We start from the raw sequence: 24182 nt of genomic DNA, 5'->3' as shown, positions 1-24182 counted from the left end.
CATGGGCGAGTCGCTCGCCGCGACGAGCAACCTGCTCGTCTACTCCGCGATGACGGTGTACGCCGTCGCGCTCCTCGCCTTCGCGCTCGACCTCTCGGGCCGCGGCCGCACGGCCGCGGCGCCGGCGCGGCAGGAGGCCCTCGTCGGCGCCGGGGCCGGGCGCGGCAGCGCCCCGGTGCGGGACGACGCCGAGACGGGCGTGCGGCGTCGGGCCGCCGCGGTCGGCGTCTCCACGACGTGGCTCGCGCTGGCGCTGCACACCGCGGCGGTCGTCACGCGCGGGGTGTCCGCGGGGCGCGTGCCCTGGGGCAACATGTACGAGTTCACGCTGACGGGCGCCGCCGTGGTCACGGCCGTGTTCTGCGTCGTGCTCCTGCGCCGGGACCTGCGGTACCTGGGCGTCTTCGTCGTGGGCCCCGTGCTGCTGACGCTCGGCATCGCGCTGTCGGTCCTGTACACCGAGTCGGCCCAGCTGGTGCCCGCGCTCCAGAGCTACTGGCTCGTCATCCACGTCTCGGTGGCGACGGTCAGCTCGGCCCTGTTCGTCATCGCCTTCTCGCTCAACGTGCTCCAGCTCGTGCAGGACCGCCGCGAGCGCCTGGCCGCCGCCGGCCGCCCGCCCCGGCGCGGGCGCTTCATGGAGCGGCTGCCCGGCTCGGAGGAGCTCGAGCGGGCCGCCTACCGCCTCATCGCGGTGTCCTTCCCGCTGTGGTCCTTCACCCTGGTCGCGGGGGCCATCTGGGCCGAGCGCGCGTGGGGTCGCTACTGGGGCTGGGACCCCAAGGAGGTCTGGACCTTCGTCATCTGGGTCGTCTACGCGGCCTACCTGCACGCCCGCGCGACCCGCGGGTGGGACGGGCGCCGGTCGGCCTACGTGGCCATCGCCGGGTTCGCCTGCATCCTCGTCAACTGGGGCGTCGTCAACGTCTTCTTCCCCGGCAACCACTCCTACGCCGGCATCGGCTGACCGCCGCGCCGCGCCGAGCGCAGCGCAGAGGTCGACGCGACGAGGCCCCCACCCCCGCCGGGGGACGGGGGCCTCGTCGCGTCGGGCACGGGCCATCCCGTCAGGAGGACCGGTCCGGGACGTCGAGGGCGAAGCGCTCCTCCAGCCAGCTCGCGCAGAGCCCGAACCACGCCGCCGCGCGCGGCTCGAGGTCCGCGGGCGACCCGGCGCTGGCGCGGGTGGCGAGGGAGAGGCCGTGGGTCCCCTCCTCGAAGACGTGCAGCTCGAAGGGCACCCCCACCGCGGCCAGCCGGAGCGCGACCGCGAGGCTGTGACGGGGCGGGACGACCCGGTCGCCCGCGGTGGCCCAGACGAAGGCGGGCGGCGCGTCCGCGTCGAGGACCCGCGCGGGGCTGACCCGGACGAGCACCTCCTCGTCGACGTCGGTGCCGCCGAGGTGGGCGGTGACGAGGGCCGAGTGGTCGGTGCCCCCCGGCTCGGAGGAGTCGCGAAGGGACGCCACGACGTCCACGAGGTCCGTCACGGCGTAGCCGAGGACCATCGCCGCCGGACGGAGCTGCTCGGCGGGCACGCCGACGGCGTCGGTCACCAGCGGCTTGCTCCAGTACGCCCCGTACAGGGCGGCGACGTGGCCGCCGGCCGAGAAGCCGCACACGGCGATGCGGTCGACGTCGACGCGCCAGTCGCCGGCGCGCGCCCGGACCTCCCGCATCGCCAGGCCCACCTCGACGAGCGGCCCGGGGAACTGCGAGTGCTCCCGCGGCTCGACCGCGCCCGCGGTCGGGCTGCCGTGCACGGAGTACCGGAGCACGAAGGCGTGGTACCCGAGGGAGGCGAAGGCCATCGCCACCGGCTCGCCCTCGCGGTCGGAGACGAACCGGTAGCCCCCGCCGGGCAGGACGAGCACGGCCGGTCGCGGCCGCCGGTCGAGCATCACCGCCGAGTCGTCCAGGACGTAGGTCGTCAGGGTGACGTCGTCGCGCCCCTCGCGCAGGGGGATGGTCTCGACCCTCATGTCGTGCTCCTCGCCGTCGTGCTGGGCTCCGCGCGCAGAGGTCCGGCCCCCGGCGCAGGTGGGTCAGGCGGCGCGGTGGGTCAGGCGCGGGTGCCGTCGTCGCGCCGACCGCGGAGGTCGCGCAGGAAGCCCGGGTCGTCGTCGGGACCGAGGGGACCGGGCGGTCGCCCGCCGCCGCCGCCGCCACCGCCGGCGCGCTGGCGGCCGACGGTGATCCACAGGACGGGCCCGAGGACGGGCAGCACCACCGAGATCACCACCCAGGAGGTGCGGCCGAGCACGCTGATCTCCTCGTCCCGGCTGCGCAGGACGTCGAGGACGGCGTAGACGGCTAGTCCGACAGCCAGGAGGACGACGACGGCGCGCAGCATCTCCTGATGGTACGGACCTCGCGCCCGGGAGGCAGGGGCAGGCCTGCGGCGCCGGGCACGTGCCCGGCGGCCGAGGGGCGGGGCAGGGGGCGGGGCGGGGCCGGTCGCCGGCGCGTCGGGCGGTGGCGCGGGACGCCGGGGGCCCCGCCTACCCTGGAGGGGTGTCGGTCGTCCTGCGCTACAGCCTCCTGCGGCTCTCCCTGCTCGCCGCCGTCGGGCTCGTCCTGTACGCCGTGGGCCTCAGCGGCCTCTGGTGGCTGGTGCTCACGGCCGTCCTGTCGATCCTGCTCTCGCTCGTGCTCCTGCGCGGGCCGCGGGAGCAGATGACGCAGGCGATCATCGACCGGCAGCAGCAGCGCCAGCAGGGCGGTGCGCGGACCTCCGGGCGGCCGGCGCGGCGGGGGGTCGCCGACGAGGACGTCGAGGACGCCGCCGACGACGCGCGGCGCGAGGGGCGCTCGGGGCCCGGCCCCCAGGTCTGAGCCCCACAGCTCGGAGCCCCACAGGTCGGACCCCGCAGCTCTGAGCCCTCTGGTCTGAGCTGTCCGGCCCGAGCTCGCTCCGGTCCTGAGCCCTCCGGTGCAGGCGCGCCGGCGCGCGCGGGCAGCAGGCGCCGGGGACGCCGTCGCGGGTGCCGGCCGGCTCAGCGTCCGGCGAGGTGCCGGACGCGCTCGAGGAAGCCGGGGCGGTCGCGGTCGAGGTCGACGAGGGAGACCTCGTCGGGGACGTGCTGCCACGCGCGGTCGGAGGCGAGGAGGTCCGCAGCCGCGCGCGCGAGGAAGGGCCCGTCGACGGCCCGCAGGCCCATCCCCTCGAGCAGCTCCGCCGGGACGAGGAGGCGCAGCCTCCGGTCACCCGCGCCCGCCTCACCGGGCTCGGCGAGGGCGTCGGCGCCCTCCTGCGTCGTCACCGCGGCGAGGTACGCGCCGTCGCCGTCCGCCCGCACGTCCACGTCTGCCATGGGTCGATGGTCGCAGCCGCGACGGCCCGGGTCGTCGCGGGCGCGCCGGGCGAGACGGCCGCGGAGGAGCCGGGTGCGCCTACGCGGCGAGCGCCAGGCCGAGGGCCAGGAGGGCGGCGTGCACGAGCTCCAGGCGACCGGTGTCGCGCAGGACCGGCACGAGGGCCCGCCCCGCCGCGCCCCCGCCGACGACGCGCGCGGGCGGCACGGCCAGCGCCAGGGCCGCCAGCGCCAGCAGGGGCCACGCCGAGCCGACCAGCAGAGCCGTCAGCGCCGAGAGCAGCGGCGGTGCGAGCACCAGGACGGCGTACAGGCGCCGGGTGCGCGGAGCGCCGAGGCGCACGGCGAGCGTGCGCTTGCCCGCGACGGCGTCGGTGGGGACGTCGCGCAGGTTGTTCGCCACGAGGATCGCGCAGGCGTGCAGGCCCACCCCGACCGCGGCGAGCACGGCGACCAGGTCGACCCGCCCCGCCTGCACCAGCGTCGTGCCGAGCACGGCCACGAGGCCGAAGAAGACGAAGACGAAGACCTCGCCCAGGCCGAGGTAGCCGTAGGGGCGCCGGCCACCGGTGTAGGTCCAGGCCGCGACGACGCACGCGGCGCCCACGAGCAGCAGCCACCAGATCCCGGTCAGCGCGACGAGGAGCACGCCCGCGACGCCCGCGACCCCGAAGGCGACGAGGGCCGCGCGCTTCACCGCGCCGGGGCTCGCGGCGCCCGATCCCACCAGGCGCAGCGGGCCGACGCGGTCGGCGTCCGTGCCGCGCACGCCGTCGGAGTAGTCGTTCGCGTAGTTGACGGCCACCTGCAGCGCCAGCGCCACGACGAGCGCGAGCAGCGCCCGTCCGAGGTGCACCTGGCCCAGCGCAGCGGCGGCTCCCGTGCCCGCCAGCACCGGCGAGACCGCCGCCGGGAGCGTCCTGGGGCGCGCGCCCTCCACCCACTGAGCCCGCGTCGCCACGATCGTCGAACCTACCCGCCGGCCGGCGCGGGCCCGCCGCCCGCCTCCCTGCCGCCCGCCTCCCTGCCGCCCGCCTCCTCGCCGCTCGCGTCCTCGCCGCCCGCCTCCTCGGGCAGCGCTCCCGCGTCGCCCGATCCGGCGGGGGCGACCCCCGGGCTCTCGGGCGCCGACGGCGCACCCCGCTCGCGGCGGGCCAGGGCGGCGGCGGCGCGGCGGTCGGGCTTGCCGAGCGCCCGGCGGGGGAGGTCCTCGACGAGCACCAGCGCGCGCGGCGCGGCGGCGCGGCCCAGCGCCGCGGCCGCGGCCGCTCGCAGGTCCTCCAGCGCGGGAGGAGCGGAGGGCGACGCCCGCACCACCGCGACGACGGCGGCGCCCCACCGCTCGTCGGGCACGCCGACGACGAGGACCTCGGCGACCCCGACGACGTCGGCGAGCACCGCCTCGACGGCCGCCGGGGCGACCTTCTCCCCGCCCGTCACGACGACGTCGTCGAGGCGCCCGAGCACGCGCAGGCGACGCCCGCCCGGGGCCGCCGGGTCGTCCTCGAGGACCCCGGCGTCCGCGGTCTCGACCCAGCGCACCCCGACCGCGTCAGGGGCGAAGGGGGCGGATCCGACGTACCCGCGGGCCAGGACGTCCCCGCCCAGCACCACGCGGTCGCCGGACAGCCGCACCCGCGCACCCGGCAGCGGGACGCCGTCGTAGACGCACCCCCCGCACGTCTCCGTGGCGCCGTAGGTGGTGACCACGCGCACCCCCGCCGCGGCCGCGCGGGCCAGCAGGGCCGGCGCCGCCGCGGCGCCGCCGAGCAGGACGGCGTCGAGGTCGGCCAGCGCCGTCGTGGCGTCCTGGTCCTCCAGCAGCCGCACGAGCTGGGTCGGCACGAGGGCCGTGCGCGCCGCTCCGGCGCCAGCCCGCCGCCGCACCCGCCGGGCGGCCGCCGTGAACGCCGCCGCGGTGAAGGGCCGCCCGGGCGGCAGGGCCGTCGGGGCCGTGCCGGCCACCGCGCCGCGGGCCAGGACGTTCCACCCGGCCACGTGGGCCAGCGGCAGGGCCAGGAGCCAGTGCGCCGGTCCGCCGAGGAGGGTCTCGCCGCCCCGGGCGCTCGCGGCGACGGCGCCCGCGCCCAGGGCGACCAGCCGAGGGGCGCCGGTGCTGCCCGAGGTGGGCACGAGCAGGGCCGCCGCGGCCAGGGCGTCGTCGTCCCCCGGGACGGGGGCGACCTGGTCCCGCAGGGCGTCGTCACCCGGCCCGCCCGGCAGGGGCAGGAGGGCCGGGGGCAGGAGGGGCGGGGGCAGGAGGGACGGCGGCGTCCCCGCCCCGGCGGGGCGTCCGACGGCCAGCCGCTCGGCCAGCAGCTCCTGGAGCCCTGCGGCCCAGCGGTCGGGGTCCGCGGCGGCCCCGGGCGGCGCCGCCGCGTCCACGGGCACCTCGAGGGGCGCGGGAGACGCCCCCGACCCCTCCGGGAGGGGCTGCTCCGGGGTCGGGGACGACCCGCCGTGCGCGCTCCAGCTGGACACCGGGTGAACGCTACGCAGCGGCCGGTCGCGGTGCGGCGCCACGGCCGGCGCCGGGCTACCGTGGAGGAGACGGGTCCGGGCACCGGGCTCCAGGGAACCGGCGACGCCTGTGGTGGGGAGGCTCGCGAGCACTGGAGCGCGCCCTGATGAGCACCCGGCCCACGACGCGGCCCTCGTCCCGGCCGGCGGAGCCCGTCCCGCCCGGCACCGCCTCGACCCCCGGCGCGGTGGTCCGCGGACGCTGGCGGACCTTCACGTCCTCCTTCGCCCAGTACCGCGACCTGCCGCAGGTCGCCGGGCGCACCTACCTGCCGATCACCTTCCTCGCCCGGCTGCCGATCACGATGGTGCCGATCGCGGTGCTGACGCTCGGCGAGGTCGCCACCGGGTCGACCGCCGTGGCAGGGGTGGCGGCGGCGTCGGCGGCCCTCGGCGAGGCCGTGGGGGCGCCCGTCAGCGGGGCGCTGGCCGACCGCCGGGGCCAGCGGCCGGTGCTGCTGTCGGTCGCGGGGCTGCACGTCGTCGCCCTCGTCGCGCTGCTGCTCGCGGCGGCCTCCGCCGACCCCGTCGCGCTCGTGGCGGCCGCGGCGGGCGTGGGCCTGACCGTCCCGCAGATCGGCCCGATGTCGCGCGTGCGGTGGATGGCGATGTCGCCGCGCCACGTGCGCACCGCCTTCGCCTTCGAGGGGACGGCGGACGAGGTCGGCTTCGCGCTCGGCCCCGCGGTCGTCGGCATCACCGCGACCCTGGTGGGCGGCTCGGCGCCCGTCGTCGTCGCGGCCGCCCTGGTCGCGGTGCTGGTGACGGCCTTCGCGCTGCACCCCTCGGTGCGCTCCGTCCCGTCCCGGTCGGCCGAGGACCGCGCGCGGGAGCGCGACGCGCGCCGGGCCGCCACGGCCGCCGGCCGTCGCCGGGAGCCCCTGGTGCTCGTCCCGCTCGTCGGCATGCTCGCGATCGGCACCTTCTTCGGCGGCAGCAACACCGCGCTGACGGCGTCGGCCGCCGACGCCGGCGTCCCGACGGCGGGCGGCCTGCTGGCCGCGGCCATGGCCGTCGGGTCGGCCATCACCGCGCTCGCCGTCGTCGCCCTGCCCGCCTCGCTCGGGCCGTGGCGCCGCTGGGCCGGCGCGGCCGTCCTGCTCGTCGTCGGGTCCTCGCTGATGCTCTGGGCCGCCCCGGGCATCCCGCTGCTGGTGGCCACGACCGTCCTGGCCGGCTTCGCCGTCGGGCCGCTGCTCGTGACCATCACCGACGTCGCCGGCCGCCTGGCCCCGGAGGGCGGCGCCGGGCTGGCCCTGACGCTCCTGACCAGCGGCATCGTGCTGGGCGTGGCGCTCGGGTCGGCGCTCGCGGGGCTCCTCGCCGAGAGCGTGAGCACGTCGGCCGGCTTCGGCGTCGGCGTGGTCGCGGCGGTCGTCCTGCTGGTGCTCGTCCTGGTCGCGGCGGCCACCCGCCGACCGCTCCCCGCGCCCGCGGGCGACTAGCGCCTCGCTGGCGGCCCCCCAGCGGGCGAACAGCCCACGACCCGCCCTCCGGGGGCCTCGTCCGGGGGCGAGCAGGCGACGACTCGCCCCGGTGGGGCGGGCGGGCGGTCAGTAGTACCAGGGGTAGGGCGACCAGTCGGGGGAGCGCTTCTCCAGGAAGGCGTCGCGACCTTCGACGGCCTCGTCGGTCATGTACGCCAGCCGCGTGGCCTCCCCGGCGAACAGCTGCTGGCCGACGAGCCCGTCGTCGGGCAGGTTCATGGCGAACTTCAGCATCCGCTGCGCCGTCGGCGACTTGGAGTTGACCTCCGCGGCGACGACGAGCGCCTCCTCCTCCAGGTGGGCGTGGTCGACGACGAGGTTCACCGCGCCCATGCGCTGCATGGTCTCGGCGTCGTAGGTGCGCCCCAGGAAGAAGATCTCGCGGGCGTTCTTCTGCCCGACCATCCGCGCGAGGTAGGCGGAGCCGTAGCCGGCGTCGAAGCTGCCGACGTCGGCGTCGGTCTGCTTGAAGCGGGCGTGCTCGCGGCTGGCGACCGTGAGGTCGCACACGACGTGGAGGCTGTGCCCCCCGCCGGCGGCCCAGCCGGGCACGACGGCGACGACGACCTTCGGCATCGTCCGGATCATCCGCTGCACCTCCAAGATGTGCAGCCGCCCGCCCTCGGCGCGGGTGCGCACCGCGTCGACGGTGTCCGCGGTGTCGCCCTCGGCGTACTGGTAGCCCGAGCGGCCGCGGATGCGCTGGTCGCCCCCGGAGCAGAAGGCCCAGCCGCCGTCGCGCGGGCTCGGGCCGTTGCCGGTGAGCAGCACGCAGCCCACGTCGGAGGTGCGCCGCGCGTGGTCCAGGACGGCGAGCAGCTCGTCCACCGTCCCGGGGCGGAAGGCGTTGCGGACCTCGGGGCGGTCCAGGGCCACCCGGACGGTGCCGCTCTCGGGGCCGGGCCGCACGCACCGGTGGTAGGTGACGTCGACGAGGTCCTCGAAGCCCGGCACGGGAGCCCAGGAGTCGTCGTCGAAGAGGTCGGAGACGCGGCGCTGGCCGGCCTCGGGGCGGTCGTCGGCGTCCACCCGCGGAGGATCGCACGCGCGGGCGCGCGACGGCCCCGCCCCGGCGGGTGCTGCGCGCGAGCGCGGGCGCGGCGCAGCACCGGCGAGGATGTCCCCATGTCACTGGGCTGGGAGATCGTCCTCGTCGTCGCCTTCGTGCTCGTGGGCGGCGTCTTCGCGATGTCCGAGCTCGCGCTGGTGTCGCTGCGCGACGGCCAGGTGCGGGCGATGGTGGGGGACAGGCTGCGCGGTGCCGCGGCCGTCGAGCGCCTGCGGGCCTCCACGAACCGCTTCCTGTCGGCCGTCCAGATCGGCGTCACGGCCGCCGGCTTCTTCGCCTCGGCCTACGGCGGCGCGACCATCGCCGCGCGGCTGACACCCGTCCTCGTGGAGCGGGGCGTGCCGCAGGGGCTGGCCACGACGATCTCGCTCGTCGTCATCACGGCGCTGGTCTCCTACGTCTCCCTCGTCCTCGGCGAGCTGGTGCCCAAGCGCATCGCGCTGCAGAAGCCCGAGGCCGTCTCCCGCCTCGTGGCGCCGATGCTTGAGTGGGTCGCCAAGCTGGCCACGCCCGTCATCTGGCTGCTCGGCAAGTCGACCGACCTCGTCGTCCGCCTGCTGGGGATGGACCCGGACGAGGAGCGCGACGAGGTCAGCGAGGAGGAGCTGCGCGAGATGGTCTCGACGCACGAGGACCTCGACGACGACGAGCGCCGCCTCATCGACGACGTCTTCGCGGCGGCCGACCGCCGCGTGGCCGAGGTGATGATCCCGCGCACGGAGGTGGAGTTCCTCGACAGCGGGCTCACCCTCGAGGAGGCCGCGGGGCAGATCGAGCACCACGCGCACTCGCGGTACCCCGTCACGGGGGAGGGCGTCGACGACATCATCGGCTTCGTCCACGTCCGCGACGTCCTCACCGCCCTGCGGCACGAGGATCCCGGCGCGCTGCTGACGACCGTCATGCGGCCCGTGACCCTGGTGACGGGCACGCAGTCGGTCCTGCCGGCCCTGTCCGAGATGCGGCGGGCGCGCCGGCACATCGCCGTCGTCGTCGACGAGTACGGCGGCACGGACGGGATCGTCACGCTCGAGGACCTCGTCGAGGAGCTCGTGGGCGACATCCAGGACGAGCACGACCGGGCGGAGGCGGGTGCCGGGGACGCCGACCGCGGCCAGGTCGAGCTCTCCGGTCTGCTGCACCGCGACGAGGTCGTCGACGAGACCGGCGTCCAGCTGCCCGAGGGCAGCTTCGAGACCCTCGGCGGCTACGTCATGGCCGAGCTGGGGCGCGTGCCCGCCGAGGGCGACGCCGTCGAGGCGCTGGGGCACCGCTTCACCGTGCTGCGCCTGGACGGGCGCCGCGCCGACCGGATCTGCGTCGAGCGGCTCCAGGACGAGGACGGCGGGTCGGAGGAGGGCGACGACGGCCGGGTGCCGGTCGGCCGCTCGGGCAGCGGCGACGTCGCCACCGGGGCCACGGCCGGCCCGGCCCGCGAGGACGGGGACCACCCCCGGTGAGCCGCTGGACGGGGGGCACGCGCGCGGCGGCGGCGTGGCCGCCGCCGGGCGTCGAGCACCCGCCACCGCTGCCGTCGGCCGCGGAGCTCCTCGACGGGGCGCTCGCCGTCGTGCTGCCGCTGCGCACCCGCTTCCGCGGCCTGGTCGAGCGCGAGGCGCTGCTGCTGCGCGGCCCGGCCGGGTGGGCCGAGCTCGCGCCCTTCGTCGAGTACGACGACGACGAGGCCGCCTGGTGGCTCGCCGCGGCGCTCGAGGCGGCGTGGGTCGGGCTGCCCGCGCCGGTGCGCGAGGTCGTGCCCGTCAACGCCACCGTCCCCGCGGTGCGCGCCGACGAGGTCGCGGGCGTGCTCGCCCGCACGCCCGGTGCCCGCACGGCCAAGGTGAAGGTCGCCGAGCCCGGTCTGCCCCCGCAGGAGTCGCTGGCCCGCGACCTCGACCGGCTGGCGGCCGTCCGGGCCGAGCTCGGCCCCGCCGGTCTCGTGCGCGTGGACGCCAACGGCGCCTGGAGCGCGGAGGAGGCGCAGCGCGCCCTGACGGCGATGCGCGCCCAGGGGCCCCTGGAGTACGCCGAGCAGCCCTGCGCCGACGTCGCCGGGCTGGTGGACCTGCGCGCGCGGCTGGCCGCGGCCGGCGTCGACGTGCCGGTGGCCGCCGACGAGAGCGTCCGGCGCGCCGAGGACCCCCTCGCCGTCGTGCGCGCCGGCGCGGCCGACGTCGCCGTCCTCAAGGTGCCGCCGCTCGGGGGCGCGCGCGCCGTCGTGGCCCTGGCGCAGCGGCTGGAGCGCGAGCACGGCGTCCCCGTCGTCGTCTCCAGCGCCCTGGACACCGGCGTCGGCCTGGCCGCGGGCGTGCGGGCGGCCGCCGCCGTGCCCGGGCTCCGGCACGCCTGCGGGCTGGCCACCGGGTCGCTGCTGGCGCGCGACGTCACGACGACCATGCCGGTCCGCGACGGGGCGGTCGCCGTCGCGGACGCCGACCGGGCCCTCGCCGCGGTGAGCCCCGAGCGCCTGGCCGCGGTGGCCGCCCCGCCGGAGCGGCAGCGCTGGTGGCGCGAGCGGTGCGCCCGCGCGCTCAGCCGCCTCGCCGCCGTGCCAGGGCGGCCAGGCCCCGGCTGAGCGCGGGCGCCGCGAGGAGCATGACGAGCAGGCGCAGGACCTGGACGGCGAGCACGAAGGTGACGTCGGAGCCGGTCGACAGGGAGGCGGCGAGGACGGCGTAGATGCCGCCGGGCGTCGTCGCGAGGTACCCGTCGAGCGCGCTCGCGCCCGTCAGCGCCGACAGCAGCACCCCCAGGCCGGCGCACGCGACGATCACGCCGACGATGAGCAGGAGCGCCACGGGGAGCACCCGCCGGAGCACGGACACCGTCTCCCGCGTGAAGGACACCCCGGCCTGCAGCCCGATGACGCCGTAGGAGACGTGCACCAGGGCGGCGGGCACCTGCGCCCCGGCGGACAGCCCGAGGGCCCCGACGACGGCCGCCAGCACGAGCGGGCCCAGCAGCGAGCCGGCCGGCACGCGCGAGAGGCGGCCCAGGACCGTGCCGAGCGGCCCGACGACGGCGACGAGGACCAGGCCCGTCCACCACGGGGCCCCACCACCGGACGGTCCCCCCGCCCCGGTGCCGGAGCCGCCCGTGTCGACCCCGGTGGCCAGCAGGACGAGCGGCAGCGTCGCGGTGATCACCAGGACGCGCAGGTACTGCACGACGGCGACCAGGCGCTGGTCGGCGTGCAGCTCGGCCGCGATGGCGACGAGCCCGGAGGCGCCCCCGGCGGTCAGCGCGAAGCACCCGGTGAGCAGGTCGACGTCGCGGTGGCGCCCCAGCAGCAGCCCGGCGCCGACGCTGACGGCCAGCGTGAGCACCGTGATGACGAGCACGGGCAGCCAGTCGGCGGCCAGGCCCGCCAGCGTCGACGGCTGCACGAGCGTCCCGATGAGCACCCCGAGCACGGCCTGGGCCGCCAGCGCCGCCGGCCGCGGGACGGCGCCGGGCCCGCGCGGGGAGGTGCCCACCAGCCCCGTCAGGGCCGCGGCGACGCCGACCACGAGCCCGGCGAACAGGACGCCGGAGGGCACGCCGACCAGCTCGAGCGCGGCGCCCAGCGCGGCGGTCAGCGCGACGACGGCGGCCCACCGCCACCAGGGGACCGACGCGAGGACCCGCAGCACCCGCCGCGGACGGCCGGGGCGGCGCTCGTCGCCCGGACCCGGCTCTCGCACGCCGGGGATGCTGCCACCCCGCCGGAGCCCGCTCGCTGCGCGGTGACCGGCCCGACCCGCCACGATGAGCGGGTGCCCCACCCCGCCCAGACCTGCGCCGCCGCCGTGGTGGCCGCGCTCGTCGCCCGCGGCGTCCGGCACGTCGTGCTCTGCCCGGGCTCGCGCTCGGCGCCCCTGGCCTACGCGCTCGCCGACGCCGAGCGCGCCGGGGACCTCGTCGTCCACGTGCGCACCGACGAGCGCGCCGCGGGCTTCACCGCGCTCGGGGCGGGCCGCGCCACGGGCGTCCCGGCGGCCGTGGTGACGACGTCGGGCACGGCCGTGGCCAACCTGCACCCCGCCGTCCTCGAGGCCCACCACGGCGGCGTGCCGCTGCTCGTGCTGACGGCCGACCGACCGCACGCGCTGCGCGGCACGTGGGCCAACCAGACCAGCGAGCTGCAGGCCGGCCTCTTCGGCGCCGCCGTGCGCCTCGCGCTGGACCTGCGCGCGCCCGAGGGCGAGGACGCCGCGGCGCTGGAGGAGACCGCCCGCTCCTGGGCCGGGGCCGTGGCCGACGCGGCGGACGCCGCCCGCGGGCTGGCGCCGCGGGGGACCGGCGCGCAGGAGCCGGGCCCGGCGGGGCGGCCCGGACCGGCGCACGTCGACCTGGCCTTCGCCGACCCGCTCGTCCCGACGCCGGACGCCGCGCCGCGCCCCCCGGTGCTCCCGCGCCGGCTGGCCCCGCCCGCGCGCGGCGAGGAGGTGCTGGAGCTTCCCCTCGGCCCGCGCACCGTCGTCGTCGCGGGCGACGCCCCGGCGCGCACCGGGTGGACGGCGCGCTGGCTCGCCGAGGCGGGCGGCTGGCCGCTGCTCGCCGAGCCCAGCTCGGGCGCCCGCTCGGGACCGTGCGCCATCGGCCCCTACCGGCTGCTCCTCGGGCGCCCCGAGCTCGGCGGGCGGGTCGAGCGGGCCGTCGTCGTCGGGCGCCCGACGCTCTCGCGCCCCGTGACCGCGCTGCTCGCCGACCCCGCGGTCGAGGTGGTCCAGCTCGTCGAGCACGCGGGCGACCCGGGCCCCGCGGCGCGCCCGGGGCTGCGCCGCGTCGTCGGCGCCGCGGTGCCGGCCGACCTCACGGGCGCGCCCCGCGGGTGGCACGCCCGGCGGGCGCTGGCCCCCGACGCGTGGCTCGCCGCGTGGCAGCGCGCCGGGGCGCTCGCGGCGCAGGCGCTCGACGGCGTGCTCGACGCGGGCCCCGAGACGGACGACGCGGGGGGCGGTGCGGGGGATGGCGCCGTGCTGAGCGGGCCCCTGCTGGCCCGCGAGGTGGTCGCGGCCACGCGACCGGAGGACCTCCTCGTCCTCGCGGCGTCCAACGCCGTGCGGGACGCCGACCTGGCCGGCGCCCCGGTGGCCGAGCCCGCGCTGGACGCCCAGCGGGCGACGTCCCCACCGCCCCTGCGCGTCCCCGAGGACGTGCGCCTGGTCCTCGCCGGGCGCGGCCTCGCCGGCATCGACGGCACCCTCTCCGGGGCGGTCGGCGCCGCGCTCGCCACCGGGCGCCGCGCCCGGGCGCTCGTCGGGGACCTGGCGGCCCTGCACGACCTCGCCGGTCTCGTGGTGCCCGCCGACGAGCGGGCGCGGCGGACCCCCTGGTCGTCCCCGCTGCAGCTGCAGGTCGTCGTCCTCGACGACGGCGGCGGCGGGATCTTCGGCCTGCTCGAGCACGGCGGCCTCGCGGGCAGCTCGCCCGGGCGCGCCGCCGACGTCGAGCGGCTGTTCGGGACGCCGACCGGCGCCGACCTCGTCGCGCTGGCGCGGGGCCTCGGGGTGCCGGCCCGCCGGGTCACCGGCGTCGGCGACCTGCGCGCGGCCCTGCGCGCCCCGGAGCCCGGCCTCTCGGTGCTCGTCGTGCCCGCCGACCGCGCCGCCCTGCGCGCCCTGCACGCCCGGGTCCGCGGGGCCGTCGACGAGGCCCTCGACGGCCTCGCCTGACGGCGCGCCGCGCAGACCAGCACCGCAGCCCGACCCCGCCGGACCGCCGCTGCAGCCCGACCCGCCCGACCAGCACCGCAGACCGACCCGAGCGCCCGGCGTCCGCCGAGCCTCGTCCGCACCCCGAGGAGGACGGCCGTGACCGCACGCACGCACGAGAGCCAGGGCACGGGCGCGTCCGACCCCGGGAGCGACACCGACCCCTCGGCCCGCGCGGAGCTCGGCGAGGGCGACTCGCCGCTGGAGGACGAGCTCGACGAGGAGGTGGACGAGCTCGTCAGCGAGGGGGCGCAGCGGCTGCACCGCACCTGGGTGGAGCTGCTGGTCACGGGCTTCTTCGGCGGCCTCGAGGTGGGGCTCGGCGTGCTCGCGCTGCTGGCCGTCTACGAGGCGACCGGCAGCCACCTGCTGGCGGGGATCGCCTTCGGCATCGGCTTCCTGGCGCTGATGCTCGCGCACTCGGAGCTGTTCACCGAGGGCTTCCTCGTCCCCGTCACCGCGGTGGCGGCCAAGCGCGCCTCCGGGCGCCAGCTGCTGCGCTTCTGGGGCGGCACCCTCGTCACCAACCTCCTGGGCGGGGCGCTGTTCATGGCGCTCGCGATGACGGCCTTCCCGGCGCTGCGCTCGACGGCCGTCGAGTCCGGCGCCCACTTCGTGAACTCCTCCTGGTCGGCCGAGACCGTCGTCCTCGCGGTGCTCGCGGGCAGCACCATCACGCTGATGACGCGCATGCAGCACGGCGCGACCTCGGAGGTGGGCAAGGTCGCCGCCGCCTTCGCCGGCGCCTTCCTGCTCGCCGGGCTCCAGATGTGGCACTCGGTCCTGGACTCCCTGCTCGCCTTCGGGGCCCTCTTCGCGGGCGCGCCCTTCGGCTGGGTGGACTGGCTCCTGTGGTTCGTCCCGACGGCGCTGCTCAACGTGGCGGGCGGGCTCCTGCTGGTCACCGCCCTGCGGCTGCTGCGCACCAAGGTGGCCCTCGACGAGGAGCGCGAGGAGGTCGAGCGGGAGCAGGCGGCGTGAGCCGCAGCCGGCGCGGCGAGCCCGCCGCGCCGGCGTGCTGGCAGACTCCCCGACCGTGACGCGCGCCGACCTCGACAAGCTCCCCTCCGAGGTGGCGGCCATGTTCGACGCCGTGGCGCTGCGCTACGACCTCACGAACGACGTGCTGTCCCTCGGCCAGGACCGCCGCTGGCGCCGGGCCGTGGTGCGCGCCCTCGACGTGCGACCGGGGGAGCGGGTCCTCGACCTCGCGGCCGGCACCGGCACGAGCAGCGAGCCGCTGGCCGCGCTGGGGGCGCACGTCGTGGCCTGCGACTTCTCCCTCGGGATGCTGCGCGCGGGCGCCGCCCGGCGGACCCTGCCCTTCGCCGCGGGGGACGCGACCCGGCTGCCCTTCGCCGACGGCGCCTTCGACGCCGCGACGATCTCCTTCGGCCTGCGCAACGTGAGCGATCCGGACGCCGGGCTGGCGGAGATGCTGCGGGTCGTGCGCCCCGGCGGGCGGCTGGTGGTCTGCGAGTTCTCCGCGCCGACCTGGCGCCTCTTCCGGACCCTCTACACCGAGTACCTCATGCGCGCGCTGCCGGCGGTCGCCCGGCGCACCAGCTCCAACCCCGAGGCGTACGTCTACCTCGCCGAGTCGATCCGGGCCTGGCCCGACCAGCGCGCGCTCGCGGGGCGCCTCGAGGCGGCCGGCTGGTCGCAGGTGGTCTGGCGCGACCTCACCGGCGGCGTCGTGGCGCTGCACCGGGCGGTCCGCCCGCAGGACTGAGGTGCCGCCGGTCCCTCGTCCGCCCATGGGCCCCCCGTGGCCGAGGAGACCCGGCCCGCTCGTAGGATCGACCCCTGGGGCACCGCTTCCCGGTGGCCCCCCACCCGACCTGCGAGGCGACGTGCCGACACCTGCCGACCGCTCCGCCGACGTCCTCGTCGTGGGAGCCGGTCCCGCCGGCGCCACGGCCGCGCGGCACCTGGCCGCCGCCGGCGTCGACGTGCTCGTCCTGGAGAAGACGTCCTTCCCCCGCGAGAAGGTCTGCGGCGACGGCCTGACGCCGCGCGCGGTGCGCGAGCTGCTGGCGCTGGGCCTGGACCTGTCCGCCGACGCGGGCTGGGTGCGCAACAAGGGCCTGCGGATCATCGGCGGCGGCATGCGCGTCGAGCTGCCGTGGCCGGAGCTGGCGTCCTTCCCCTCCTACGGCCTGGTGCGGCCGCGGCTCGACATGGACCAGGTCCTCGTCGAGCACGCCCGCGCCGCCGGCGCCCGCGTGCAGGAGCGCACCGCCGTCGTCGGCGCCGTGGTGGACGAGGCCAGCGGCCGCGTGGTCGGCGTGCGCGCGCACCCGGTCGACGAGCGCGGGCGGCGCAGCGGCGAGGACGTCGAGCACCGCGCGCGCGTCGTGCTCGCCGCGGACGGCGTCTCCGCCCGCCTGGCGCTCTCGGTCGGCCTCGCCCGCCGCGAGGAGCGCCCCATGGGCGTCGCGGTGCGCACGTACTACCGCTCGCCGCGGCACGACGACGACTGGATGGAGAGCTGGCTGGAGCTCTGGGACGGCGAGCCCGGGCGCTCGCGCCTGCTCCCGGGCTACGGCTGGGTCTTCGGCGTCGGGGACGGCACGAGCAACGTCGGCCTCGGCGTCCTGAACTCCTCCACCGCCTACGGCAAGGTCGACTACCGCGACCTGCTGCGCCGCTGGACGGCCACGATGCCGGGCGAGTGGCAGTTCGACGAGGAGCACCGCGAGGGGCCCGTGCGCAGCGCGGCGCTGCCCATGGGCTTCAACCGCACGCCCCACCACCACGCCGGGATGCTGCTGCTCGGCGACTCCGGCGGCATGGTCAACCCCTTCAACGGCGAGGGCATCGCCTACGCCATGGAGTCCGCGCGCATCGCCTCCGACGTCGTCGTCCAGGCGCTCGGACGCCCGGACGCCGCGTCGCGGCTGCGGGCCCTGGACGCCTACCCGGAGGCGCTGCGGTCGGCGTGGGGCGGCTACTTCACCCTCGGCGCCGTCTTCGTGAAGATGATCGGCCACCCCGCCGTGATGGAGATGGCCACCCGCCACGGGCTGCCGCGGCCGCTGGTCATGCGCCTGGTCGTCAAGCTGCTGGCCAACCTCACCGACCCCCGCGGCGGGGACGCGCTGGACCGGGTCGTCAACGGCCTGCAGCGCCTGGCCCCGGCGGCCTGAGGTGCCCGTGCACCAGGCGCCGGCGGCGTCCGCGACACTGGGGGGCGTGAGCCCGCGCAGACCCCTCCAGAGCACGCCCTCGGCCGGGGCGGGCGCGGGGTGGGGCGTCCCGGGTCCCTCCGGGGCCCTGGCCGAGCGCGTCGGCGCCCGGATGGAGCGCGTCGAGGCGCTGCTGCGCACCGCCGTCGCGCACTCCGACCGGCTGGCCGACAGCACCTCCCGCCACCTCGTCGAGGCCGGGGGCAAGCGGGTGCGCCCGCTGCTCGTGCTGCTGGCGGGGGAGCTGGGGGACGGCGCGGCGCCCGAGGTGGTGGAGGCGGCCGTCGTCGTCGAGCTGACGCACCTCGCCACGCTCTACCACGACGACGTCATGGACTCGGCCCCGCTGCGCCGAGGAGCGCCTGCGGCGCAGCAGGTCTGGGGCAACAACGTCGCGATCCTCACGGGCGACCTCCTCTTCGCGCGCGCCTCGCGGCTCGTGGCGGCCCTCGGGCCCGAGGCCGTGGAGATCCAGGCGGCGACCTTCGAGCGCCTGTGCCTGGGCCAGCTGCACGAGACCGTCGGGCCCGAGGACGACGAGGACCCGGTCGCCCACTACCTGCAGGTCCTCTCGGACAAGACCGGCTCGCTCATCGCCACCTCGGCGCTCTTCGGCGCCATGTTCGGCGGCTGCGACCAGCAGGTCCGGGACGTGGTCGTCGCCTACGGCGAGCGCGTCGGCGTCGCCTTCCAGCTGGCCGACGACGTGCTAGACCTCCTGGGCGACGACAGCGGCAAGCGCGCCGGCACCGACCTGCGCGAGCGCGTGCCCACGCTGCCCGTGCTGCTGGCGCGCGACGCCGCCGCGTCGGGCGACGAGCGCGCCGCGGCCGCCGTCGCGCTGCTGGACGGGCCCCTGGACGCCGACGAGGAGCTCGCCCGCGCGGTCGACGCGCTGCGCACCCTGCCGTCGACCGACGTCGCCCGCGCCCGCGCCCAGCACTGCGCCCAGGAGGCGGTCGACGCCCTGGCGCCGCTGCCCGACGGCGAGGCGAAGCAGGCGCTGGCGGCCTTCGCCGGGGCGATCGCCGACCGCACGCGCTGAGCAGCTCCGGCGCGAGGAGGGGGACCCCCGGGTCTCCTCCGGGGCCGGCGTCCTCACCGCAGCGCGACCACCTGCGGTCGACCCGCTGCGAGGACGGCGAGGGCGTCTCGGCCCTGGCCGTGCCAGTCCCCGGCGGCGACGCGCGCGCCGGCGGGCACGGTCGCCCGCCGGGCGCCGGTCGCCGGCGAGGGGGACCCGACCGGGCTGTCGGTGACGACGACGCGGCCGTCCGGGGCCACGACGCCGAGCGTGTCGCGCCCGTCGCCGTCCCAGTCGCCGGCGAGCACCTGGTCACGGCTGCCGCCGAGGTCCTGCACCCACGAGGAGGTGCCGGTCCGCAGCTCCCGGGCGAGGAAGGTCCGCGTCCCGCGCCGCAGCCCGGGGGTGTCCCGGCCGTCGCCGTCCCAGTCCCCGGCCAGGGGGACGTCCCCGGGCGAGCCGTAGCGCACGACCACCTGGGCCGGCCCGGCGGTGGCCGTCTGCCGGAGGTGGAGGACGCCGCGGCGGGCGACGCCGATGCCGTCCCGGCCGTCGCCGTCCCAGTCGCCGACCAGCGGTGCGTCACCGGCGGTCCCGTGCGAGACGAGCACGGGGAGCCCCGTCCGGGAGCTGAGGAAGGACCAGCGGCCGGCGCTGAAGAGCCCTGGGTCGTCACGCCCGTCGCCGTCGACGTCAGCGGCCACCGGCACCTCGGGCGCCGCCGGGCGCGGGCTCGGGAAGGGGCGGCCGTCGGGCGTCGTGAAGCGGTGCCCGCGCGCGGTGTAGGCGTCGATGATCCTCGGCAGGGCGGCGACCGTGCTCCCGCGGTGGGCCTCGGGGTCCTGCCGCGCGGTCGCCTGGCCGTCGTGCAGGAGCACGACGGGCCGGCTGCCCCCGCCCGTGGTCGCCGCCCGCACGACGGCGTCGACGGCCCCGCGCGACGGCCCTGCGGGCTGCTCCCAGTCCCGGGAGTCCACGGTCCAGTGGACGTTGCCCAGACGGCGCTCGCGCAGCAGCGCACGGGTCGTGGCGCTGCTCTGGTGGCCGCCCGGCCCGCGGAACAGGCACGGCACGACCCCGGTGACGTCGCGGACGGCGCGCGTCGCGCGGTCCAGCTGGTCGCGCTGCGCCGAGGCCGGCAGCTGGTCGAAGCGCCCCCGCGGCACCGACCCCGGGACGTCCTGCGGGTGCGTCTGCGTGTGGTTGGCGATGACGTGGCCCTCGGCGACGATCCGTCGCGCGACGTCGGGGTGGCGCGCCACGTGGTCACCGGTCACGAAGAACGTCGCCCGCACGCCCTTCGACCGCAGCACGTCGAGGACCTGCGGCGTCCAGGTCGAGGGGCCGTCGTCGAACGTCAGCGCGACGGCCCGACCGCTGCCCGGGACGCCGTGCAGCACCTCGCCGCTGGACGCGGGGCACGTCGCGGCCGCAGCCGCCGGAGCCCCGCCGGCGCTCACGGGGACGAGCGCGACGGCGGCGACGAGCGCGGCGAGCAGGCCCCCCGCCGCGGTCCGGCGGCGGGCGGTCGTCCGGGAGGGCGAGCAGGGCGGGCGCGGCGGCATGCGAGCCCCTCGGTCGCCGTGGCCGGTCGCTGCAGCGCCCGGCGCCCGGCGCACCCCGACGCCCGGCGCGGTCGCCCGGCCGGCCCAGCGCGCGCGGCCGAGGGCGCCTCAGCCCTGCGCCGAGGCGACCGCCGAGCGCGCGAGGGCGGAGCGGCGCCGGGCCGCCCGCAGCGTGTCGGCGGACAGGACGACGAGGGCGAGCCACACCAGCGCGAACCCGACCCAGCGCGTGGGGGGCATCTCCTCGCCGAGCAGCAGCACCCCGCAGAGGAGCTGCAGGACGGGGGTGAGGTACTGCAGCAGCCCGATGGTCGTCAGCGGGATCCGCCGGGCGGCGGCCCCGAAGAGCAGCAGCGGGACCGTCGTGGCGACGCCGGTCGTCACGAGCAGCGCGGTGTGGAGGGGCCCGGCCGTGGTGAACGTGCCGTCACCCGCGAGCTCGAGGACGACGAGCGCGACGAGGGCGAAGGGCGCCAGCACGAGCGTCTCGCCGGTGAGGGAGACCAGGGCCGGCGTCCCGCGCCCGACGCGGTTCTTGGCCAGCCCGTACGTGGCGAAGGTGAGCGCGAGCACCAGGGCGATCCAGGGCACCCGGCCGTAGTCGGCGGTGATGACGCCCACGGCCACGACGCCGATGCCGACGGCGGCCCACTGCGCCCGGCGCAGGCGCTCGCGCAGCAGCACGACGCCGAGCAGCACGGTCACGAGCGGGTTCACGAAGTACCCCAGCGACGCCTCGATGACGTTGCCGGACTGCACGCCGTAGATGTAGACGCCCCAGTTCGCCGCGATGGTGACCGAGGCCACCGCCAGCCACCCGGTGCGCTGCCGGTCCCCGAGCAGGGCGCGCAGCTGCGGCAGGCCCCGCAGGGCGACCAGCACCACGGCGCACAGCACCAGCGACCAGAGCACCCGGTGCACGAGCACCTCGAGGGAGCCGGCGGGCGCGAGCGCCGTGAAGTAGAGCGGGAAGGACCCCCACAGCGCGTACGCCGCGGCACCCATGAGGGTGCCGCGGCGGACGTCGGCGGGGTCGGCCGTCCCCGCACCGGGGGGTGCCGGCGCGGGGGGCGCGCTCAGCGGACGACCCAGGTGTCGCCGCCGGCGATGAGCGCGTCGAGGTCGGCGTCGGAGGCGGGGCCACCGGACTCCTCGCGCGCGGAGTCGACCTGGTCGCGCACGAGGTCGTCGTAGGTCGGCCGCGAGACGGAGCGGAAGACGCCGACCGGCACGTGCGCCATCGACGGGCCGTCCAGGCGCGAGAGGGAGAACGCCTGCGACGGGTCGAGGGCGCCGGTGTCGTGGACGACGACCTCGCGGCCGCCGGCCTCCGCCGCGGGGACCGCCTCGACGCCGCCCCCGGCGGTGCGGACGACGACCTTCTCCTCGCCCTCGCGGCCGAAGCGGACCTGCTCGCCGTCGGTGAGGCGGACCAGGCGCGCCTGGGCCTCGTCGCGGTCCTTGAGGACGTCGAAGGCGCCGTCGTTGAAGATCGGGCAGTTCTGGTAGATCTCCACCAGCGAGGTGCCGCGGTGCTCGGCCGCGGCGCGCAGCACCGAGGTGAGGTGCTTGCGGTCGGAGTCCAGGGTGCGGGCCACGAACGTCGCCTCGGCGCCCAGCGCCAGCGACACCGGGTTGAACGGCGCGTCCACGGAGCCGGCCGGCGTGGACTTGGTGACCTTGCCGACCTCGGACGTGGGGGAGTACTGCCCCTTGGTCAGGCCGTAGATGCGGTTGTTGAACAGCAGGATCGTCATGTTCACGTTGCGGCGCATCGCGTGGATGAGGTGGTTGCCGCCGATGGACAGCGCGTCGCCGTCGCCGGTGACGACCCAGACCGACAGGTCGGCCCGCGAGGTGGCCAGGCCCGTCGCGATGGCCGGGGCGCGCCCGTGGATCGAGTGCATCCCGTAGGTGTCCAGGTAGTACGGGAAGCGGGAGGAGCACCCGATCCCGGAGACGCAGACGATGTTCTCCTTGCGCAGCCCGAGCTCGGGCATGAACCCCTGCACCGCCGCGAGCACGGCGTAGTCGCCGCAGCCGGGGCACCAGCGCACCTCGTTGGCGGCCGTGAAGTCCTTCTTGGTGAGGTTCGTGCCCTCGGGGAGGCGGGGGACGCCCTCGGTGCCGGTGCGGACGCCGGGCAGGCCGAGGGACGTCGTGCGGGTCGGGGTGGTGGTCATCGACGGGCCTCCTGGGGGCTCTCCGTGACGCCGCCCGCGGACGGGGCGGCGGCAGAGGCGGGGCGAGGGTCGGGCAGCTGGGGGTCGGGCAGCTGGGTGACGGCGTCGCGGACGACGTCGGTGAGCTCACCGGCGGTGAAGGGCCGGCCGCGCACGCGGCCGTGGCTCTGGACGTCGACGAGGTAGCGCGCGCGCAGGAGCAGGGCGAGCTGGCCGCCGTTCATCTCCGGCAGGACGACGCGGTCGTAGGAGCGCAGGACGTCGCCCAGGCCGGGGGGGAAGGGGTTGAGGTGCCGCAGGTGGGCGCGGGCGACCTGGAGCCCCTCGGCGCGGGCGTCGCGGACGGCCGCGGCGATGGGCCCGTACGTCGAGCCCCAGCCGAGGACGAGCACGCGGGCGCGGCTGCCGTCGGGGGCGACCGGGTCGTCCACCTCGAGCGGCGGGACCGAGACGCCGTCGACCTTGGCCTGGCGCAGGCCCGTCATGCGCTCGTGGTTCTCGGGCTCGTAGGAGATCTCACCGGTGATGTCGGCCTTCTCCAGCCCGCCGATGCGGTGGGCCAGGCCGGGCGTGCCGGGCACCGCCCACGGGCGGGCGAGCGTCTCGGGGTCGCGCAGGTACGGGCGGAAGGCCGGCGTCCCGTCGTCGCCCGCGCCGTTGTGCGCGGTCGCGAAGGCCGGGTCGATGGCGGGCAGGTCGGCCACCTTCGGCAGCGCCCACGGCTCGGAGCCGTTGGCCAGGTACCCGTCGGAGAGCAGGATGACCGGCGTCCGGTAGGTCACCGCGATGCGCACGGCCTCGACGGCGGCGGTGAAGCAGTCCGTCGGCGAGCTGGCCGCCACGACCGGCAGCGGCGACTCGCCGTTGCGGCCGTACATCGCCTGCAGCAGGTCGGCCTGCTCGGTCTTGGTGGGAAGGCCCGTGGACGGGCCCCCGCGCTGGACGTCGACGACGACGAGCGGCAGCTCGAGCATCACGGCGAGGCCGATGGTCTCGGCCTTGAGCGCCAGGCCCGGGCCCGACGTCGTCGTGACGCCGAGGGAGCCGCCGAACGAGGCGCCCAGGGCGATGCCGACCCCGGCGATCTCGTCCTCCGCCTGCAGCGTCGTGACGCCGAAGCGCTTCATGCCCGACAGCGCGTGGAGGATGTCGCTCGCCGGGGTGATCGGGTAGGAGCCCAGGACCAGCGGCAGCCCCGCCTTGTGCGCGGCCGAGGCCAGGCCGTAGGCGAGCGCCGTGCTGCCGGTGATGTTGCGGTAGGTGCCGGCGGGGTGCTCGGCCGGCGCCACCTCGTAGCGGACGGCGAAGCCCTCGGTGGTCTCCCCGAAGGCCCAGCCGGCGCGGAAGGCCGTGAGGTTGGCGTCGCGCACCGCGGGCTTCTTCGCGAACTTCGTCGCGATGAACTTCTCGGTCGCCTGGGTCGGGCGGTCGTACAGCCACGACAGCATCCCGAGGGCGAACATGTTCTTGGCGCGCTCGGAGTCCTTGCGCGACAGGCCCGAGTCCTTCAGCGCCTCCACCGTCATGGAGGTGAGCGGGAGGGCGTGCACCTGGAAGGACTCCAGGCTGCCGTCCTCGAGCGGGCTGACCGTGTAGCCGACCTTCTGCAGGCTCCGCTTCGTGAACTCGTCGGAGTCCGCGATGATGACGCCGCCGCGGGGCAGGTCGGCGATGTTGGCGCGCAGCGCGGCCGGGTTCATCGCCACGAGCACGTCGGGGGAGTCGCCCGGGGTGAGCACGACGTGGTCGGCGAACTGCAGCTGGAAGCTGGAGACGCCGAGCAGGGTCCCCTGGGGGGCGCGGATCTCCGCGGGGAAGCTCGGCAGGGTGGCCAGGGCGTTGCCCATCGTGGCCGTCTCCGCGGTGAAGCGGTCCCCCGTCAGCTGCATGCCGTCGCCGGAGTCGCCGGCGAAGCGGATGACGACGCCGGAGACCCGCTGGACCGGCTTGCCCCCGCTGCCGGTGGCGTGCGGGGCCTCGGACTCGTCGGCGCGCGGGGCGGTCGGGGCGTCGGGCGTGGGCGACTCGAGACGCATAGGAGCGGCAACACCTCGGGGGTCGGAGTCCATCCCGGCTTCCCGACTCATCCGCTCGGGAGACTTCTGCGGCGGACGGGGGAGTGCGGGCCTGGGCCCA

General features: G+C 77.6%; 21 protein-coding genes. 10 read left to right on the top strand and 11 right to left on the bottom strand.

Annotated elements, in window-relative coordinates; all coding sequences use genetic code 11:
- Position 1 precedes the first annotated feature (1 nt).
- Complete coding sequence (gene ccsB, locus Q0848_RS12760) at positions 2-967, top strand: c-type cytochrome biogenesis protein CcsB (RefSeq protein WP_299038120.1); 966 nt, start codon at positions 2-4, stop codon at positions 965-967.
- Positions 968-1067: 100 nt separating this feature from the next.
- Here ccsB and Q0848_RS12755 read toward each other — a convergent pair whose 3' ends face one another.
- Positions 1068-1982 carry an alpha/beta hydrolase gene (locus tag Q0848_RS12755; RefSeq protein ID WP_299038119.1) on the bottom strand — a complete coding sequence of 305 codons (915 nt, stop codon included), beginning with the start codon at positions 1980-1982 and terminating at the stop codon, positions 1068-1070.
- An 80-nt stretch (positions 1983-2062) separates the two neighbouring features.
- The gene (locus tag Q0848_RS12750) at positions 2063-2353 is read right to left on the bottom strand and encodes a PLD nuclease N-terminal domain-containing protein (RefSeq protein ID WP_299038117.1); all 291 of its coding nucleotides are present in this window, start codon (positions 2351-2353) and stop codon (positions 2063-2065) included.
- A 161-nt stretch (positions 2354-2514) separates the two neighbouring features.
- On the opposite strand from Q0848_RS12750, the gene Q0848_RS12745 reads away from it, so the two are divergent.
- The gene (locus Q0848_RS12745) at positions 2515-2835 is read left to right on the top strand and encodes a DUF4229 domain-containing protein (protein ID WP_299038114.1); all 321 of its coding nucleotides are present in this window, start codon (positions 2515-2517) and stop codon (positions 2833-2835) included.
- A gap of 161 nt (positions 2836-2996) precedes the next feature.
- Here the strand turns inward: Q0848_RS12745 and Q0848_RS12740 are convergent, their stop codons facing one another.
- The 3 genes from Q0848_RS12740 to Q0848_RS12730 form a co-directional block, all read right to left on the bottom strand.
- A complete protein-coding gene (locus tag Q0848_RS12740) occupies positions 2997-3314 on the bottom strand; it encodes a hypothetical protein (protein WP_299038111.1) in 318 nt (105 codons plus the stop codon).
- Positions 3315-3393: 79 nt separating this feature from the next.
- A complete protein-coding gene (locus tag Q0848_RS12735) occupies positions 3394-4275 on the bottom strand; it encodes a 1,4-dihydroxy-2-naphthoate polyprenyltransferase (RefSeq protein ID WP_299038108.1) in 882 nt (293 codons plus the stop codon).
- 11 nt (positions 4276-4286) lie between these two features.
- Entirely contained in the window at positions 4287-5795 is a 1509-nt protein-coding gene (locus Q0848_RS12730; RefSeq protein ID WP_299038106.1) for an AMP-binding protein, read from the bottom strand.
- Between the two features lie 146 nt (positions 5796-5941).
- On the opposite strand from Q0848_RS12730, the gene Q0848_RS12725 reads away from it, so the two are divergent.
- The gene (locus Q0848_RS12725; RefSeq protein WP_299038104.1) at positions 5942-7279 is read left to right on the top strand and encodes an MFS transporter; all 1338 of its coding nucleotides are present in this window, start codon (positions 5942-5944) and stop codon (positions 7277-7279) included.
- 108 nt (positions 7280-7387) lie between these two features.
- On the opposite strand, the gene Q0848_RS12720 is transcribed toward Q0848_RS12725, so the two are convergent.
- Positions 7388-8275: a 1,4-dihydroxy-2-naphthoyl-CoA synthase gene (locus Q0848_RS12720; RefSeq protein WP_366146595.1), complete on the bottom strand. Its 888-nt coding sequence runs from the start codon at positions 8273-8275 to the stop codon at positions 7388-7390.
- Between the two features lie 171 nt (positions 8276-8446).
- On the opposite strand from Q0848_RS12720, the gene Q0848_RS12715 reads away from it, so the two are divergent.
- Together Q0848_RS12715 and Q0848_RS12710 are read left to right on the top strand one after the other, a co-directional pair.
- Positions 8447-9850 carry a hemolysin family protein gene (locus tag Q0848_RS12715; RefSeq protein WP_299038099.1) on the top strand — a complete coding sequence of 468 codons (1404 nt, stop codon included), beginning with the start codon at positions 8447-8449 and terminating at the stop codon, positions 9848-9850.
- 68 nt (positions 9851-9918) lie between these two features.
- Positions 9919-10965 carry an o-succinylbenzoate synthase gene (locus Q0848_RS12710; RefSeq protein WP_366146594.1) on the top strand — a complete coding sequence of 349 codons (1047 nt, stop codon included), beginning with the start codon at positions 9919-9921 and terminating at the stop codon, positions 10963-10965.
- Here Q0848_RS12710 and Q0848_RS12705 read toward each other — a convergent pair.
- Positions 10922-12073 carry an AbrB family transcriptional regulator gene (locus Q0848_RS12705; RefSeq protein WP_299038095.1) on the bottom strand — a complete coding sequence of 384 codons (1152 nt, stop codon included), beginning with the start codon at positions 12071-12073 and terminating at the stop codon, positions 10922-10924. The two genes, Q0848_RS12710 and Q0848_RS12705, sit on opposite strands and share 44 nt — an antisense overlap.
- Positions 12074-12145: 72 nt before the next feature.
- On the opposite strand from Q0848_RS12705, the gene menD reads away from it, so the two are divergent.
- The 5 genes from menD (at position 12146) to Q0848_RS12680 (ending at position 18319) form a co-directional block, all read left to right on the top strand.
- A complete protein-coding gene (gene menD, locus Q0848_RS12700) occupies positions 12146-14047 on the top strand; it encodes a 2-succinyl-5-enolpyruvyl-6-hydroxy-3-cyclohexene-1-carboxylic-acid synthase (protein ID WP_299038093.1) in 1902 nt (633 codons plus the stop codon).
- A gap of 240 nt (positions 14048-14287) precedes the next feature.
- Positions 14288-15067: a formate/nitrite transporter family protein gene (locus Q0848_RS12695; RefSeq protein WP_366146593.1), complete on the top strand. Its 780-nt coding sequence runs from the start codon at positions 14288-14290 to the stop codon at positions 15065-15067.
- 55 nt (positions 15068-15122) lie between these two features.
- Complete coding sequence (locus Q0848_RS12690; RefSeq protein ID WP_299038089.1) at positions 15123-15818, top strand: demethylmenaquinone methyltransferase; 696 nt, start codon at positions 15123-15125, stop codon at positions 15816-15818.
- A 121-nt stretch (positions 15819-15939) separates the two neighbouring features.
- A complete protein-coding gene (locus Q0848_RS12685; protein WP_299038088.1) occupies positions 15940-17235 on the top strand; it encodes a geranylgeranyl reductase family protein in 1296 nt (431 codons plus the stop codon).
- Between the two features lie 151 nt (positions 17236-17386).
- Positions 17387-18319, top strand: coding sequence for a polyprenyl synthetase family protein (locus Q0848_RS12680; protein ID WP_366146592.1), 933 nt, complete (start codon positions 17387-17389; stop codon positions 18317-18319).
- 53 nt (positions 18320-18372) lie between these two features.
- Here the strand turns inward: Q0848_RS12680 and Q0848_RS12675 are convergent, their stop codons facing one another.
- The 4 genes from Q0848_RS12675 to Q0848_RS12660 form a co-directional block, all read right to left on the bottom strand.
- The gene (locus tag Q0848_RS12675) at positions 18373-19863 is read right to left on the bottom strand and encodes a polysaccharide deacetylase family protein (RefSeq protein ID WP_299038086.1); all 1491 of its coding nucleotides are present in this window, start codon (positions 19861-19863) and stop codon (positions 18373-18375) included.
- Between the two features lie 108 nt (positions 19864-19971).
- On the bottom strand, positions 19972-20868 hold the full coding sequence (rarD, locus tag Q0848_RS12670; RefSeq protein WP_299038085.1) for an EamA family transporter RarD: 897 nt from the start codon (positions 20866-20868) through the stop codon (positions 19972-19974).
- 71 nt (positions 20869-20939) lie between these two features.
- Complete coding sequence (locus Q0848_RS12665; protein WP_299038084.1) at positions 20940-22046, bottom strand: 2-oxoacid:ferredoxin oxidoreductase subunit beta; 1107 nt, start codon at positions 22044-22046, stop codon at positions 20940-20942.
- Positions 22043-24082 carry a 2-oxoacid:acceptor oxidoreductase subunit alpha gene (locus tag Q0848_RS12660; protein WP_299038083.1) on the bottom strand — a complete coding sequence of 680 codons (2040 nt, stop codon included), beginning with the start codon at positions 24080-24082 and terminating at the stop codon, positions 22043-22045. The genes Q0848_RS12665 and Q0848_RS12660 overlap by 4 nt, the downstream gene beginning before the upstream one ends.
- Positions 24083-24182: the final 100 nt, after the last annotated feature.

Source organism: uncultured Pseudokineococcus sp., assembly GCF_947495735.1.
Lineage (GTDB): Bacteria > Actinomycetota > Actinomycetes > Actinomycetales > Quadrisphaeraceae > Pseudokineococcus.
The sequence above is the reverse complement of the archived record's forward strand: the minus strand, read 5'-3'. Positions and strand labels throughout refer to the sequence as shown.

Bases quoted from the DNA above. Each gene is read 5' to 3' on its own strand.
- Q0848_RS12740 (WP_299038111.1), bottom strand. From the start codon at position 3,314: ATGGCAGACGTGGACGTGCGGGCGGACGGCGACGGCGCGTACCTCGCC.
- Q0848_RS12725 (WP_299038104.1), top strand. From the start codon at position 5,942: ATGAGCACCCGGCCCACGACGCGGCCCTCGTCCCGGCCGGCGGAGCCC.
- rarD (WP_299038085.1), bottom strand. From the start codon at position 20,868: ATGGGTGCCGCGGCGTACGCGCTGTGGGGGTCCTTCCCGCTCTACTTC.
- Q0848_RS12680 (WP_366146592.1), top strand. From the start codon at position 17,387: ATGGAGCGCGTCGAGGCGCTGCTGCGCACCGCCGTCGCGCACTCCGAC.
- Q0848_RS12665 (WP_299038084.1), bottom strand. From the start codon at position 22,046: ATGACCACCACCCCGACCCGCACGACGTCCCTCGGCCTGCCCGGCGTC.
- Q0848_RS12755 (WP_299038119.1), bottom strand. From the start codon at position 1,982: ATGAGGGTCGAGACCATCCCCCTGCGCGAGGGGCGCGACGACGTCACC.
- Q0848_RS12715 (WP_299038099.1), top strand. From the start codon at position 8,447: ATGTCACTGGGCTGGGAGATCGTCCTCGTCGTCGCCTTCGTGCTCGTG.
- Q0848_RS12750 (WP_299038117.1), bottom strand. From the start codon at position 2,353: ATGCTGCGCGCCGTCGTCGTCCTCCTGGCTGTCGGACTAGCCGTCTAC.
- Q0848_RS12675 (WP_299038086.1), bottom strand. From the start codon at position 19,863: ATGCCGCCGCGCCCGCCCTGCTCGCCCTCCCGGACGACCGCCCGCCGC.
- ccsB (WP_299038120.1), top strand. From the start codon at position 2: ATGGGCGAGTCGCTCGCCGCGACGAGCAACCTGCTCGTCTACTCCGCG.
- Q0848_RS12660 (WP_299038083.1), bottom strand. From the start codon at position 24,082: ATGCGTCTCGAGTCGCCCACGCCCGACGCCCCGACCGCCCCGCGCGCC.